The sequence below is a fragment of the Neorhizobium tomejilense genome (assembly GCF_964254135.1).
Taxonomy (GTDB): Bacteria; Pseudomonadota; Alphaproteobacteria; order Rhizobiales; family Rhizobiaceae; genus Neorhizobium; species Neorhizobium tomejilense.
Genome location: NZ_CAXUSO020000001.1, coordinates 2,319,295 through 2,333,416, shown reverse-complemented (window position 1 = coordinate 2,333,416; position 14,122 = coordinate 2,319,295). Strand labels below are relative to the sequence as shown.

Here is a 14,122-nt window from a genome sequence, read left to right as displayed (position 1 = left end):
ATGGACGTCACCATCTATCACAACCCCGCCTGCGGTACCTCCCGAAACACTCTGGAGCTGATCCAGCACGCTGGCATCGAGCCAACGGTAATCGAGTATCTGAAAAACCCGCCGACCCGCGAGCAGCTCGTCCGGATGATCGCTGACGCCGGATTGACCGTCCGCCAGGCGATCCGGGAAAAGGGTACACCCTACATGGAACTTGGCCTCGACAATCCGGAGCTGACCGACGACCAGCTTCTCGACGCGATGCTGAAAGACCCGATCCTGATCAATCGCCCGTTCGTCGTCACGCCGATGGGGACGCGCCTGTCGAGGCCGTCGGAGCTGGTCCTGGATGTCCTGCCTGCGGACGCTTTCAAGGGGCCGTTCACAAAGGAAGACGGCGAACGCGTCCTCGACGACGAAGGAAAGCGTATTGCCTGAAACTTTTCCTGCAGGGTCAAGCTGCAATCGATCTGACATATTTCGATGATTGTGGAAATAGCCTTGACCACTCCGGCTTTCGCCGTTATCGTATTTCCATGAACATCGAAAAAGCCGCATCTCAGCTCGAAGCCCTTGGCAACGTCACTCGCCTCCAGATTTACCGTGCCCTGGTTCGCGCGGGCGAGGAAGGTCTTCCGGTCGGCCGTCTTCAGGAGAAGCTCGACATCCCGGGGTCAACCCTCTCCCACCATCTGAAGCGTCTGGTCGATACCGGGCTGGTCGTTCAGGACCGCCAGGCGACGACGCTGATCTGTACCGCCAACTACAACCACATGAATGCGCTGATCGGCTACCTCGTCGACGAGTGCTGCGCTGACCAGGGATGCGACGGGCCAAGGACCAGGGTCGTCGCCTGACCGCATTTTTTTATACACAAATTTCGAAATTTCCAGAAATACCGATGGAGATCAAAATGAAGTCGAACGACGCGTTTCCCGTTGCGGTTGTCGGTGCAGGTCCGGTCGGGCTGGCGGCGGCGGCAAGGTTGCTTGAAGCTGGCATGACGCCGGTCATTTTCGAAAGGGGAGATTCGGTTGGGACCGCTCTTCTAGAGTGGGGCCACGTCCGGGTGTTCTCGCCATGGAAGTACAATATCGATGACGCCGCTCGGCGACTACTGGAGAGCAACGGCTGGGCCGCTCCTTCGCCTGACTACCTGCCGACCGGGCGCGAGATCGTCGATGACTACCTGCTGCCTCTGTCGCGCGTTCCGGCCATCGAGCAGGCGATAAAGCTCGGCGCAACCGTCACGGCCATCGCCCGCCGGGGGCTGGACAAGGTTTCTTCCGAGGGCCGCTCCGACGCGCCGTTCGCAATCCGATACCGCGACGATGACGGGGAACACGAGGTCGTCGCGCGGGCAGTGATCGATGCCTCCGGCACATGGACACAACCGAACCCAATGGGCGTAAACGGCATTCCGGTTTTTGGCGAGAGCGCAGGTGGGCCGGTCTCCTACGGCATTCCGGATGTTATCGAGGCCAGGCGCTCGCACTTCGTGGGCAAGCGTACGCTCGTGGTGGGAAGCGGCCATTCGGCGATCAATGTCGCCCTTGCGCTGCTGGAGCTTCAGCAGGCCAACCCGTCGACCGAAATCCACTGGGCGCTTCGTAATCATGGGGTCGCCAAGCTGCTGGGCGGCGGTTTGAACGACCAGCTGCCAGAGCGGGGCGCTCTCGGTCTTGCGGCAAAGAAGGCCATGGACGCGGGAAGGCTCAGGATGCTCACGTCCTTTTCGGCAAGCGGCATCACCAGGAGAAATGAGAAGGTCGTCGTGACCGCGACCGCCGATGGGGAGGCGATCGAACTGGAATTGGATCAGGTCGTCGTCGCTACCGGGTTCCGCCCGGACTTCTCGTTCCTGAGTGAGCTGCGGCTGAGCGTCGATCCGGCCGTCGAGGCGCCGCCGGCACTGGCTCCTCTTATCGACCCGAACCTTCATTCCTGTGGCACCGTCCCCCCGCATGGGGTCGACGAACTGTCGCATCCGGAAAAGGACTTCTACATCGTGGGATCGAAGTCTTACGGCCGGGCACCGACCTTCCTGATGAGGACGGGTTACGAGCAGGTGCGGTCTGTCGTCGCGGAACTCGCTGGTGATCATGCCGCCGCGCGACGTGTCGAACTCGTGCTTCCCGAAACAGGCGTCTGCGCCGCTACTCCGCGGATTTCGACGTCTTCGGGATGTTGCGGAGGTTCGGCCCCTGCTACGGTAGATGCATGTTGTGTCGCTGACGCCGAAGCCAAATCCGAAGGCAGGACTGGCTGCGGCTGCGGCGAGACAAAGGTCGAGACCGAGCACGCATGATGCCCAACGAACAGAAGTTGCCGCTCTGGCCCCTGATTGGCCTCGGAGCCTCGCAGAACATCGGCTACGGCACACTTTATTATGCCTTCAGTATTCTGGTTCCGGAGATTGCCCGTGACGTCGGGCGATCGGAACAGTGGGTGTTCGGAGCGTTTTCGATCGCACTGCTGGCCGGCAGCCTCGCCGCTCCGCTTTCGGGAACCCTTGCCGACCGGATTGGCGCGGGACGCCTGATGGCCGCAGGATCGCTGCTGGCCGCCGCCTGCCTGGTGATGATGTCCCTGTCGTCGGGGCCGCTGACCTTTGCCATTTCGCTGGCGTTGACAGAAGTGGTTTCCGTTGCGGTTCTCTACGCGACGGCGTTCACCGCCATCGTGCAGGCGGGAGGAAAGAAAGCCCAGACCTCGATCGTTCACCTGACACTGATGGCCGGGTTCGCGTCGTCGATGTTCTGGCCCCTGACGTCCTGGATGCACGGTTTCCTGTCGTGGCGTGAAATCTACATGGTCTTCGCGGCCATGAACCTGGCCGTCTGCTTTCCCGTCCACCTCGCCCTGGCGCGTCTGACGACCAGTGCCGTGTCCGCGTCCAAAGCGACACCTCCGACGGCCGCGTCGGTCCGCGCAGTCGCAAACAGGAACCTGCTGTTCTTCCTGATGTTGTTTGGCTTCGCCATCGAAGGATATGCGTTGTCCGCCATCCTCGTTCACATGGTCCCGCTGACCCAGGCGCTCGGTATGGGAGCCGCGGGCCTTGTCGTCGCCTCTCTGTTTGGTCCTTCGCAGGTGGCCAGCCGCCTGATCAACCTGGTCTTCGGTCGCGAATTGCCGCAAAGATGGCTGGCGGTGATCGCCACGGCGCTGATCCCGTCCGGTCTGGCGATACTCATGTTGACGACGCCATCCGTCCCCGGTGCCATCCTGTTCGCCGTCTGCTTCGGACTTGGTTCCGGATTGACAAGTATCGTGAGTGGTACCCTGCCGCTGGAATTGTTCGGCAAGGCCGGCTACGGCAGCCGCATGGGCTGGGTGACGTCGGCCAAGCAGATGATGTCCGCCGTCGCTCCGCTCGCAATGTCGATCTTGCTGGCGGGCATAGGTGTCGTGCCATCGATCTGGTGGACGGTGGCGATCGGGACGATTGCGACCTTAGCGTTTCTTGGAATTGTCATGACAATCCAGCTGGGTTCACGGGCGTCCATCCCGGAGGCCTCCGGTCGATGATTCCTGGCCCTGCGCTAAGGGCCGGGAATTTCGGTTAGACCCGTCCCGTTCTTTGATTGGAACAAAGCCTTGGGTCGTGCGTTCCGGCCCAATGTCTGGCTGACGGCCGATGGCTCGATGGGTGCTTGCCGAATGGATGATGACCGCTTGACCGGCGCTGGCCGGCCAATCCGATCAGGACGAGACATCGGCCGGGACGGCATTTCGGGCAGTTATCGGCCGGCAGTCCCGGCAATCACCTTCATTCCTCTTCTCTTTCCGCTCCTGGCGTCGTGTTCCGGCGTCCAGTCGGTGCTCGATCCGGCTGGCCGCGAGGCGGGCGATGTCGCCAACCTGTTTTTCGTCATGCTGATCGGCGGCGTGGTCATCTGGGCGGGTGTCGTCGGCCTGCTGTTCCATGCGGCGCGCAAACGTAGACCTTATTCGGAAAAGGGGGCGGGGCAGATCATCCTCTGGGGTGGGGCCGTTTTCCCGACGGTAACCCTCGCAGCCCTGCTTTCCTATGCCGTCTGGCTGATGCCCAACATCCGGCCCTGGTTCGGTGAGGATGTGGGCACAGGCCGTATCGAGGTGACAGGCGAGCAGTTCTGGTGGCGGGTGCGCTATCTCGACGGGGGCGGCGCGGTCGCCTTCGAAACGGCCAATGAGGTGCGGGTACCGATCGGAAAGCGCGTCGTCTTTTTGCTGAATTCGCCCGATGTCATCCATTCCTTCTGGATACCCGTGCTCGGCGGCAAGATGGACATGATACCCGGTCGTGAAAACCGCCTGACGCTGCAGGCGGAAAAGCCCGGTACCTATCGGGGCGTCTGCGCCGAGTTCTGCGGTGCCAGCCACGCGCTGATGGCTTTCACCGTCCATGCGATGGAACCGGAGGCGTACGAGGCCTGGATGGCTGCGCGTCGCAAAGCGTCCGGCGGACAGGATAAGGAGGGGTCGGCGCTCTTCCTTAGCCACGGCTGTGCCGCCTGCCATGCCATTTCCGGCACGGAGGCGAGGGGGACGATCGGTCCCGATCTGACCGCTTTCGGCGAGCGCAGTTCCGTGGGGGCGGGGACGCTTTCCAATGGGCAGGAGCACGTCGCCCGCTTCATACGCGATCCCGGCAAGGTCAAGCCGGAGGCGCGCATGCCGCACTTCTCCATGCTGGAGGAGGCGGAGATCGACCGGATAGCTGCCTACCTGAAAGGGCTCAGATGACCAAGGAGCTCGGCAATTTTTCGCCGGAAGAGCGGGCGGCGCAGGAGGAACGGCTCCGCAAGGTATGGGAGACGCCGAAAGGGATCCGCTACTGGACGTCCGTCAACAACAGTGAGATCGGGCTGTGGTATGGCGTCACCGCCTTTGCCTTCATGCTGTTCGCCGGCCTGCTCGGGCTCTTGATGCGCCTGCAACTGGCGGTGCCGCAGAACGACTTCATCTCCGCCGAACTCTTCAACCAGGCCTTCACGCTGCATGGAACGGTGATGATGTTCCTGTTCGCGGTGCCGATCTTCGAAGCCGTTGCGATCTTCCTGCTGCCGTCGATGCTGGGCGCCCGGGAGCTGCCTTTCCCGCGGCTGTCCGCCTTCGGCTTCTGGAGCTTTCTGATCGGCGGGGTCTTCGTCTGCGGGTCGATCTTCTTCAACGCCGCGCCGAACGCCGGCTGGTTCATGTATCCGCCGCTTGCGACCGACGACGAATATGCCGGCATCGGCGCGGATATCTGGCTGCTCGGCCTGTCCTTCATCGAGGTGGCCTCGATCGCCGCCGCAGTCGAGATCATCGTGGGCATCATGAAGTGCCGGGCGCCCGGCATGCGCGTCAACCTGATGCCGATGTTCGCCTGGTACCTGCTGATCGTCGCGGGCATGATCCTGTTCGCCTTTCCGCCGCTGATTGCCGGCGACATCCTGTTCGAGATGGAGCGGATGTTCGACTGGCCGTTCTTCGACGCGAGGCGAGGCGGCGATCCGCTGCTTTGGCAGCACCTGTTCTGGATCTTCGGCCACCCGGAAGTCTACATCATCTTCCTGCCCGCGATCGCGCTGATGGCGATGATCGTGCCGACCTTTTCGCAGCGGCCGATCGTCGGTTATTCCTGGATCGTGCTGGCCGCCGTCGGCACGGGGTTCCTGAGCTTCGGGCTCTGGGTGCACCACATGTTCGCGACCGGCCTGCCGCAGATCTCGCTCGCCTTCTTTTCGGCGGCGTCGGAGGCGGTGGCTATCCCGACCGGGGTGCAGATCTTCGTGTTCATCGCCACCATGCTCGCCGGCCGGGTGATCTTTTCGGTACCGATGTTGTTCGGGGCAGGCGGGCTGATCATCTTCGTGATCGGCGGGCTGACGGGCGTCATGGTGGCGCTGGTACCGTTCGACTGGCAGGCGCATGATACCTATTTCGTCGTCGCGCACCTGCACTACGTGCTGATCGGCGGCATGCTGTTTCCGGTCGTCGCCGGCATCTATTACTACTTTCCGTTCGTGACGGGCAAGAAACTCAGCGACGCCTGGGGCAGGACCGCTTTCTGGCTGATGTTTGCCGGTTTCAACACCGCCTTCTTCCCCATGCACTTCTCCGGCCTGCGCGGAATGCCGCGACGGGTCTTCACCTATCCGGAAGATATCGGCTGGGACTGGTTCAACTTCATCTCGACCATCGGTGCCTTCGTCTTCGCCGCCGGTGTCGCGACCTTCGTCATCGACATCTTTCGCCCGAAACAGCAACCGGAAGGGCGCGATCTTAACCCCTGGAATTCCGGGACGCTCGAATGGACCAACGATCCGGCGGAAACCTGGGGCATGCGCTCGGTACCGATCATCACCAGCCGCTATCCGCTCTGGGACCAGCCGAATCTGCAAGCGGATATCGAGGCCGGGCGCTTCTATCTGCCGGATGCCAAATCCGGCAAGCGCGAGACGCTGGTGACCTCCGTTCTGGACGCGAAGCCGATCCAATGCCTGCGGGTCGGCGGCGTTTCCTACGTGACGATCATCGCGGCGATCGCGCTCGGCGGCGTGTTCATCGCGCTGACCTTCAAATTGTGGATCACCACGATCGTCTTCGCGATCATCACCTTCATAGCCGTCATCCACTGGCTCTGGAACGGAACAGCGCCGATCCCGGAGGCACCGGAGATCGATGTCGGGTTGGGCGAGAAGCTGCCGATCTATGTCTCCGGCCCGGCTTCGGTCGGCTGGTGGGCGATGTTCATCACCATGGTCGGCGACGGCACGGCGTTCGCGAGCCTGATCTTCGGCTATTTCTTCTACTGGACCATCCATGACGACTTCACCACGATCGCCAATGGACCCGGCGTCCTCTGGCCGATGGCGGCGCTGGTGCTCTACGTCATCGCCTGGGTGCTGACGCTGCTGGCGCGCGAACTCAACGAGAAGGGCCCATCGGGTGCGCTGCTGGCGCTCAGCGCCGCCTTCGCCGTTTCGATCGCGGCCTCGCTTGCGGGCCTTGCCGGTCCCTATCTGCACGGCATGGACCCGACCTCGCATGTCTATCCGGCCATCGTCTGGATCGTCGCAATCTGGACAGTGACGCATGGCATAGTCGGTGCGATCATGCAGGGATATTGTCTCGCGCGCAGCATCGCCGGCCGGATGACCGCGGAATACGATCAGGATATCCGCAACGTCGCGCTCTACTGGCACTTCATGGCCTTTACCGCCGTCGTCACCTTCGCGGTCCTCGGCCTGTTTCCTTTGGTGAACACATGAAGAGCTTCATTCCGCGCGAGGTTGAGACCCTCTGGACCCTGTTCACCGCCCCGACCGTCTGGGCGCTGCATTTCCTTGTCTGTTACGCGACGGTGGCGGTCTTCTGCGCCAAGGGCCTCGCCTCCGAGATATCGTTCGATACGGTGCGGATCGGGCTCGGCGTGGTGACGGCGCTGGCGCTGGCGATGATCGTGCTGTCGGCTTGGCTTGCCTGGCGGCAATGGGGTTTCGGCTCGGACGATCCGCCGCACGACGAGGCTACCCGCAACGCCCGGACCTTGTTCCAGGGATTTGCGACGCTGCTGCTGTCAGGCCTCAGCTTTGCCGCCGTCCTCTATATGGCCATTCCGATGATTTTCATCGCGGGATGCCAGCCATGAGGAGGACGGCGCTGATCACCGGCCTTGGTCTGCTGTTCGTCCTGTGGACCGTCCTCCCGCTTGCCGACCGGGCGTCCTTCACGGTGCACATGATCGCCCATATGGGCGTCGTGGCGGGTGCCGCGCCGTTGATTGCGATCGGCCTTTCCGGAACGCGCTTCGACTTTTTGTCCAACCTGCCCTGGCTTACGCCGCTCACCGCTTCGTTGATCGAATTATTCGCAGTGTGGATCTGGCATATTCCCGTCCTCCGGGCTCTGTCCGAAACCTGGTCTCTCATTGCGGTGCTGGAGCAGCTCATCTTTCTCGGCGCAGGTCTCGCTCTCTGGCTCTCCTGTCTCGGCGGAGCCGCGACGGGCCGGGAGGAGCGGCGGCTGACCGGCACATTCGGTCTGCTCTTTACCTCCATGCACATGACGCTGCTGGGCGCGCTGTTGGCGCTTTCGCCGCGTTCGCTTTACGGCGATGGCGAAGTGAGTTGCCTCGGCGTGACCTTGTCCGCCGCGGTGGACCAGCAGGCCGGCGGCGTTGTCATGCTTTTGGTGGGCGCCGCAGTCTATTTGGCCGGTGGCGTGGCGCTGTTGGCCCGCACGCTGAACGCGCCGCTGCCGGATCGGTGAGTCGGGGCGTTAGAGATGACGTCCTCCCGCTCTGTCGAGCCGCCGTCGTCGTGCGTTGAGGGGGAGAGGACAGCCGGCGGTTGACATCGCCATGGGAATGACGCTGATCGGTGCGATCTCCCCAGCTATTTGGCGCGACCCTGGCCCTCCGGCCGAAGTTGGCGTTGCAAGTTTCAGGCTCCGGCCTATTTGATGGAACGTGAACAACAGATATCGGAGTGTCAGTTGAATCAAACCCGGCCAGTGCTCCTTCTCGTCACTGCGTCGCTGATCCCGCTCATCATTCTCGCCGCCGTGATGGGCAGGTTCTTCATTCAGGAGCAGCAGGACGCGCTCGACGCCGACATTCGCAGCAAAGCGACCATCATGGCCGCGACGCTTCAGCGGGAGCTTAAAAGCCAGATCCAACTTCTGTCCGTCGTTGCGGATTCGCCCCGGCTCGATCCGCCGATTCCGCGCGCCGCCTTCGCCGAGACCGCACGGCGCCTGCGCGAAAGGGTGCCTGAATGGGAGCAGATACGGATATCGGACGAGAAAGGTGAGGTCGTACTGTCCTCACCGCCGCTCGACGGTTCGGCTGAGAGACAGGTCGTGGACGTGGAGAGCCACCGGACCCTGGTTCGCACGGGCGCCGCCGTGATCGGCAATGTTTCAATCGGGCCTCGCGGGCAGGCGGCCTTCGCCGTGAGAGTTCCGATCGAGAGGAATGACAAGCTGCGAGCCATTCTGTCGGTCGTCATCCGCCCGACGATCGTGACAAACCTCCTCTACGCCAATGGGCTCCCGGAAAGCTGGGCGGCCTGGATCGTCGACGGTCAGGATCGCCTTGTCGCTTCGACCGGCGCTCCTGCGCTTGCCGGCAATGCGGCAAGCGAGTTCGCAAGCTTTTCCGGAACGGACTTCGGCCTGGCGACGCTCAAGAATGGGCTGGAGGTGCGGGTTGCCCAAGTTGCGCTTGGGGAAACCCCGTGGCGGGTGAGGGTGGGCCTGCCGGTTGCGGAATACGATAGGCTGGCACGCAAGGCGACGTTACTGCTCGCGGCAGCCAGCTGTTTCACGCTGCTGCTCTCGGGTTCGGCTGCATTTCTCTTCCACCGGGAAATTCGCGCAAGGAACCGGGAACGCGAAAGCATGGCCAATTGGCAGCGCATGGATGCGCTTGGAAAGCTGACGGGCCAGGCAGCGCATGATTTCAACAACCTCCTCATGGTGTTTCAATCGGGTGTCGAGGGCATCAAGAGGAGGCGGAACGACGAGCAGCGGGTGACCCAGCTCCTTTCGCACATGAGCGAGGGAGTAACGAGGGGAAAGGCGATCACGCAACGACTGCTGTCGTTCTCGAGGCGCTCCAATCAAGGCGCCGGACATGTCGAGCTGGACATAAAACTTGCCGAATTGAGACCGCTGCTGCGACAGGCCATCGATGACACGATCGTCATGGCCATCAATGTTCCAGGCGACATCTGGCCCGTTCACGTCGATCCCGCGGGGCTGGAAAACGCGCTGATCAATTTTCTTACCAATGCGCGCGAAGCAATGGGCAGCGGCGGTCAAGTGACGATTTCGGCAAGAAATGTGCTCGATGGCGCTGCGGAAGATCCGACGCTTCAAGGACAGTTCGTTGCCTTGACCATCGCAGACACCGGAACAGGTGTCGCATCCGAGCATCTGGGGCGAGTGTTCGAGCCGTTTTTCTCCACGAAGAAGAATGGCGGCCCGGGCCTCGGGCTAACCCAGGTCCACAGTTTCGCCAAGGGCAGCGGCGGTGCCGTGAAGGTCGCGAGCGTGGCCGGCCATGGCAGCGCCTTCACGCTGTTTCTTCCCCGCTCAGACGAACAGCGCGTCACGCGCGAGCCCGCAAAGCCGGCGGTAAATCTTCCGGCCAGGCTTTTGATCGTGGACGATACCCCATCGTCTCTGGAATCGGTGCGCCTGGCCCTGGAAGGGCTCGTTTCGACGATCTTCGTGGCGACCAGCGGCATCGAGGCAATTGAAGTTTTGGAGCGTCACCCCGAAGTCGAGGCGGTGATCAGCGACATCATGATGCCGGGCATGTCCGGCATCGAGCTTGCCGAGGAGATACGCCGGAAGAACTCGCGCCTGCCGGTTGTTCTGATGACCGGCTACAGCGACAAGCTGGAGGCCGGCACGGAGGTCGGCTGTCCGGTTGTGGCAAAACCGTTCAAGATCGAAGACCTGGCCGCTTCGCTGGAGGCGGCGAAAACATCGACGGAGCAGTCGACAAACGTCGTGCGCCTGGAGATCCCGGCGAAAAACTGACGGGCGTCGACGACGCTTCAGTCTATCCGACCAAGCTGAGCGGCTTATGGACCTGCGACGGAATGGGATCCAGAAGGCCGGTTAGATATCGCCCATAAGCGCTCTTCCCATATTGCCTTGCGAGGCATTCGAGTTGGTCGGCGTCGATAAAGTTCTGGCGATAGGCGATCTCCTCCGGGCAGGAAATCTTGACGCCTTGTCGGCGTTCAAGCGTCGATACGAATTCGGATGCTTCAAGGAGGCTGTCGGGCGTGCCGGTGTCGAGCCAGGCATAACCACGTCCCATCATCTCGACATGGAGCATTCCGCGATCGAGATAAGCCCGGTTGACGTCGGTGATCTCCAATTCACCTCTGGCAGACGGCCTCAGGTTGGCAGCAATATCGATGACGTCCTTGTCATAGAAATAGAGGCCGGTGACGGCCCAGCTGGAGCGGGGGTGTTCCGGTTTCTCTTCGATCGAAGCTGCCTTCATTTGGCTGTCGAACTCGACCACGCCGTAACGCTGCGGGTCGTTGACGTGGTAGGCAAAGACCGTGGCGCCGCTTTCGCGGGCCATGGCGCTTTTGAAGAGGTCGGTGATGCCATGGCCGAAGAAGATGTTGTCGCCGAGGACCAGACAGGATGATTGGGAGCCGATGAAATCGGCCCCAATAATATAGGCCTGCGCCAGACCGTCAGGCGAGGGCTGTTCCGCATAGGATAGCGAGAGGCCCCATTTGGAACCGTCGCCCAGCAGCTGCTGGAAATTCGGCATGTCCTTTGGTGTCGATATGATCAGGATGTCGCGGATCCCCGCAAGCATCAGCGTCGACAGCGGATAATAGATCATCGGCTTGTCATAGATCGGCATGAGCTGTTTCGACAGCACCTGCGTCATCGGGTGCAGTCGCGTGCCGCTGCCGCCGGCGAGAATAATCCCCTTCATCCATTCACCTCCCGTATTCTCTGTTTTCAAGGTCAACCGGCTGCAGAACGCGCCTGACGACGTTTGCCACTGAGCCCCGCCAATCGGGCATGACGATGCCGTGGCGCCTGTACAATTTCGAGCAGTCCAGTTGTGAATTGGCCGGTCGCCGCGCCGGCGTCGGATGGGCGCTGGTGGGGATGCGGACGACCCTTGCCGAAGGCCCGCCATTCGCCCCCGAAATTCTGAAGATCTCGTCCGCGAAGTCCGCCCATGTCGCCGCGCCCGTTCCCGCCATATGAAAGACGCCGCGCAAGGCGGGGTTGTTCGAAGCCAGCAGGTTCTGCCCGACCACCATGATGGCTTGCGCGATATCGGTTGCCGAAGTCGGATTGCCGATCTGATCGTCAACGACTTGCACCTCTTCCCTTGTCTCAGCGGCCTTCAGCATCGTGCGCAGGAAGTTTCGGCTGAACGGGCTGTAGATCCAGGCGGTGCGAAGGATGGCATGATTTTCGGTTGCTGCGGCGACGTTCCGCTCGCCCACCAATTTGTCGCGGCCATAGACGCCAAGCGGTGCGACCGGATCGGATTCGACATAAGGGGAGGGCTTGCTGCCGTCGAAGACATAGTCTGTGGACAGATGAACGATCGGGACCTGCAGCGTTTTCGCGACCCGCGCCAGTTCCGCCGGGCCTGCAGCGTTGACGGCAAAAGCCGTTGCCCTGTCGATTTCGGCCTGATCGACACCCGTGAATGCAGCCGCGGAGACGATCAGGTCGGGACGGGCGGCCTCGACCGTCGCCGCGATGGTCTCCGGGCTGGCCAGATCGAGTTCCGGGCGGCCGAGCGGAATGATCTCGACATCGCTTTGCCCGATCGCGTTTTCGATGAGGGATTGGACGACCTGTCCCTTGAGCCCGGTTACCACGTATCGCCTGGGTTCACGCATCATCCGGCACCGGCCTTGAGGAGCCCGAGGCGCCTGCCGTCGTACCCTTTTCGAAGCGGCGCCCACCACCATTCGCTGTCGAGATACCAGCACACCGTCTTTTCGATGCCGGTCTCGAAGCTTTCCTTTGCCCTCCAGCCGAGTTCCGTTTCCAGCTTGGTCGCGTCGATCGCATAACGCACATCATGCCCGGGCCGGTCGGCCACGTACTGGATCAGGTTTTCGTGGGGACGTCCGATTGCCTGCAGGTCATCGAGGATCGCGCAGATCCGCCTCACGACATCGATGTTGCTGCGCTCGTTCCGGCCTCCGACATTGTAGGTTTCTCCAACCCTGCCTCGCTCGGCGATGAGATCCAGGGCCCGAGCGTGATCTTCGACATAAAGCCAGTCGCGGATATTGGTCCCGTTTCCATAAACCGGCAGGGGCTTGCCCTCTAGCGCGTTCAGGATAATCAGCGGAATGAGTTTTTCGGGGAAATGGTACGGCCCATAGTTGTTCGAGCAGTTGGAGACGATGACCGGCATGCCGTAGGTTCGGGCCCATGCCTTGGCGAGATGGTCCGATGCTGCCTTCGATGCCGAATAGGGCGAGCTCGGATCGTAGGGCGTGGTTTCCGAGAACGCCCCCTCCGCTCCGAGGGAGCCGTAGACCTCGTCGGTCGAGACATGCAGGAAGCGGAAGCGGCTCCGGTCCAGGGGAAGGAGTGCCTGCCAATATGCTCGTGCGCATTCGAGCATGGTGAAAGAGCCGAGTATGTTGGTTTCAACGAATTGCCGTGCGCCGAGGATGGAGCGGTCGACATGGCTTTCGGCTGCCAGATGCATCACCCGGTCCGGTCTGAACGTCGACATCGCGGAAGCAATCGCGGCGGCATCGCATATGTCGATCTTGAGAAACCGGTAGGACGGCTTGCCCTCAACCGACGTCAGCGAGCTCAACGTACCGGCATAGGTCAATTTGTCGATGTTGAGGACCTCGTATCCCTTTTCGAGCACGAGGTGGCGGATGACCGCCGATCCGATGAAACCTGCCCCACCCGTTACAAGCACGCGCATGCTTTCGACTACCCCCAAAAATTCTCGTCACAGGCTCCGACTGCGTCTGCCGAACTCGTCGTTGACGGCATAAATAAAGTTGGATTGAAGCTCCGAGAGCTTAGGCTGCCCGCGATCTTTCTCCGACAGGATTGCCTTGTCTGCGGCGACTGGCCATTCGATCCCAAGCTCCGGATCGTTCCAAAGCAGGCCGCGTTCGTGTTCGGCGCTGTAATAGTCGGTCACCTTGTAGGTAATGACCGTATCCGCCGTCAGCGTGCAAAACCCATGGGCGAAACCCGGCGGCAGCCAAAGCTGGAGGGCATTTTCCGCCGACAGTTCCACCGCCACGAACTTCCCATAGGTCGGCGACCCGATCCGGATATCAACCGCCACATCCAGGAGAGCGCCGCTTGAACACGACACGAGTTTACCTTGTGCATGAGGATGGATCTGAAAGTGCAGACCACGAACAGTTCCCGTCTCTGACGAGTAAGACCGGTTATCCTGAACAAACGTGAAAGAACCGACTTCTGATTCAAAGAGGCTCTTCCGAAATGTTTCCATGAAATAGCCTCGAGGATCGCCGATTTTATTCGACGCTAAAAGAAGTACATCTTCAATGATCGTACTCTCGAAGCGCACAAATCCCTCACGATCCTGAAATTCCGGCTGTTTGGTTATAAAGCCATACTGATATTCTGAGCGCAATTC

General features: G+C 61.5%; 13 protein-coding genes. 9 read left to right on the top strand and 4 right to left on the bottom strand.

The window, feature by feature from the left end; all coding sequences use genetic code 11:
• The 9 genes from arsC (at position 1) to ACSQ3G_RS11805 (ending at position 10,512) form a co-directional block, all read left to right on the top strand.
• Positions 1 to 426 (top strand): arsenate reductase (glutaredoxin), encoded by a 426-nt coding sequence (arsC, locus tag ACSQ3G_RS11845; protein WP_205837175.1) that lies wholly within the window; start codon positions 1 to 3, stop codon positions 424 to 426.
• Positions 427 to 524: 98 nt separating this feature from the next.
• Positions 525 to 845: an ArsR/SmtB family transcription factor gene (locus ACSQ3G_RS11840; protein WP_105434943.1), complete on the top strand. Its 321-nt coding sequence runs from the start codon at positions 525 to 527 to the stop codon at positions 843 to 845.
• Positions 846 to 901: 56 nt separating this feature from the next.
• Positions 902 to 2,296: an NAD(P)-binding domain-containing protein gene (locus ACSQ3G_RS11835; protein ID WP_436110174.1), complete on the top strand. Its 1,395-nt coding sequence runs from the start codon at positions 902 to 904 to the stop codon at positions 2,294 to 2,296.
• A complete protein-coding gene (gene arsK / locus ACSQ3G_RS11830; protein ID WP_436110173.1) occupies positions 2,293 to 3,519 on the top strand; it encodes an arsenite efflux MFS transporter ArsK in 1,227 nt (408 codons plus the stop codon). Before ACSQ3G_RS11835 ends, arsK begins: the two co-directional genes overlap by 4 nt.
• 132 nt (positions 3,520 to 3,651) lie before the next feature.
• Positions 3,652 to 4,719 carry a cytochrome c oxidase subunit II gene (gene coxB, locus ACSQ3G_RS11825; RefSeq protein ID WP_436110172.1) on the top strand — a complete coding sequence of 356 codons (1,068 nt, stop codon included), beginning with the start codon at positions 3,652 to 3,654 and terminating at the stop codon, positions 4,717 to 4,719.
• Complete coding sequence (ctaD, locus tag ACSQ3G_RS11820; RefSeq protein ID WP_436110171.1) at positions 4,716 to 7,232, top strand: cytochrome c oxidase subunit I; 2,517 nt, start codon at positions 4,716 to 4,718, stop codon at positions 7,230 to 7,232. The genes coxB and ctaD overlap by 4 nt, the downstream gene beginning before the upstream one ends.
• Positions 7,229 to 7,612 (top strand): hypothetical protein, encoded by a 384-nt coding sequence (locus ACSQ3G_RS11815; RefSeq protein ID WP_105400575.1) that lies wholly within the window; start codon positions 7,229 to 7,231, stop codon positions 7,610 to 7,612. The genes ctaD and ACSQ3G_RS11815 overlap by 4 nt, the downstream gene beginning before the upstream one ends.
• Positions 7,609 to 8,232 (top strand): cytochrome c oxidase assembly protein, encoded by a 624-nt coding sequence (locus ACSQ3G_RS11810; protein WP_436110170.1) that lies wholly within the window; start codon positions 7,609 to 7,611, stop codon positions 8,230 to 8,232. The genes ACSQ3G_RS11815 and ACSQ3G_RS11810 overlap by 4 nt, the downstream gene beginning before the upstream one ends.
• 225 nt (positions 8,233 to 8,457) lie before the next feature.
• Positions 8,458 to 10,512, top strand: coding sequence for a response regulator (locus ACSQ3G_RS11805; RefSeq protein ID WP_436110169.1), 2,055 nt, complete (start codon positions 8,458 to 8,460; stop codon positions 10,510 to 10,512).
• Positions 10,513 to 10,534: 22 nt separating this feature from the next.
• Here ACSQ3G_RS11805 and rfbA read toward each other — a convergent pair whose 3' ends face one another.
• Genes rfbA through rfbC form a run of 4 tightly spaced genes read right to left on the bottom strand, consistent with a single transcriptional unit; the run spans position 10,535 to position 14,053 of the window.
• The gene (rfbA, locus tag ACSQ3G_RS11800; protein WP_436110168.1) at positions 10,535 to 11,440 is read right to left on the bottom strand and encodes a glucose-1-phosphate thymidylyltransferase RfbA; all 906 of its coding nucleotides are present in this window, start codon (positions 11,438 to 11,440) and stop codon (positions 10,535 to 10,537) included.
• A gap of 4 nt (positions 11,441 to 11,444) precedes the next feature.
• Positions 11,445 to 12,374 carry a dTDP-4-dehydrorhamnose reductase gene (gene rfbD / locus ACSQ3G_RS11795; RefSeq protein ID WP_436110167.1) on the bottom strand — a complete coding sequence of 310 codons (930 nt, stop codon included), beginning with the start codon at positions 12,372 to 12,374 and terminating at the stop codon, positions 11,445 to 11,447.
• Positions 12,371 to 13,429 (bottom strand): dTDP-glucose 4,6-dehydratase, encoded by a 1,059-nt coding sequence (gene rfbB, locus ACSQ3G_RS11790; protein WP_436110166.1) that lies wholly within the window; start codon positions 13,427 to 13,429, stop codon positions 12,371 to 12,373. The genes rfbD and rfbB overlap by 4 nt, the downstream gene beginning before the upstream one ends.
• Before the next feature lie 27 nt (positions 13,430 to 13,456).
• On the bottom strand, positions 13,457 to 14,053 hold the full coding sequence (gene rfbC / locus ACSQ3G_RS11785) for a dTDP-4-dehydrorhamnose 3,5-epimerase (protein ID WP_436111708.1): 597 nt from the start codon (positions 14,051 to 14,053) through the stop codon (positions 13,457 to 13,459).
• Positions 14,054 to 14,122: the final 69 nt, after the last annotated feature.

What these genes read in the sequence shown, in the direction of transcription:
- arsC (WP_205837175.1), top strand. Translation starts at nt 1, where the DNA reads ATGGACGTCACCATCTATCACAACCCCGCCTGCGGTACCTCCCGAAAC.
- ACSQ3G_RS11840 (WP_105434943.1), top strand. Translation starts at nt 525, where the DNA reads ATGAACATCGAAAAAGCCGCATCTCAGCTCGAAGCCCTTGGCAACGTC.
- ACSQ3G_RS11835 (WP_436110174.1), top strand. Translation starts at nt 902, where the DNA reads ATGAAGTCGAACGACGCGTTTCCCGTTGCGGTTGTCGGTGCAGGTCCG.
- arsK (WP_436110173.1), top strand. Translation starts at nt 2,293, where the DNA reads ATGATGCCCAACGAACAGAAGTTGCCGCTCTGGCCCCTGATTGGCCTC.
- coxB (WP_436110172.1), top strand. Translation starts at nt 3,652, where the DNA reads ATGGATGATGACCGCTTGACCGGCGCTGGCCGGCCAATCCGATCAGGA.
- ctaD (WP_436110171.1), top strand. Translation starts at nt 4,716, where the DNA reads ATGACCAAGGAGCTCGGCAATTTTTCGCCGGAAGAGCGGGCGGCGCAG.
- ACSQ3G_RS11815 (WP_105400575.1), top strand. Translation starts at nt 7,229, where the DNA reads ATGAAGAGCTTCATTCCGCGCGAGGTTGAGACCCTCTGGACCCTGTTC.
- ACSQ3G_RS11810 (WP_436110170.1), top strand. Translation starts at nt 7,609, where the DNA reads ATGAGGAGGACGGCGCTGATCACCGGCCTTGGTCTGCTGTTCGTCCTG.
- rfbA (WP_436110168.1), bottom strand. Translation starts at nt 11,440, where the DNA reads ATGAAGGGGATTATTCTCGCCGGCGGCAGCGGCACGCGACTGCACCCG.
- rfbD (WP_436110167.1), bottom strand. Translation starts at nt 12,374, where the DNA reads ATGATGCGTGAACCCAGGCGATACGTGGTAACCGGGCTCAAGGGACAG.
- rfbB (WP_436110166.1), bottom strand. Translation starts at nt 13,429, where the DNA reads ATGCGCGTGCTTGTAACGGGTGGGGCAGGTTTCATCGGATCGGCGGTC.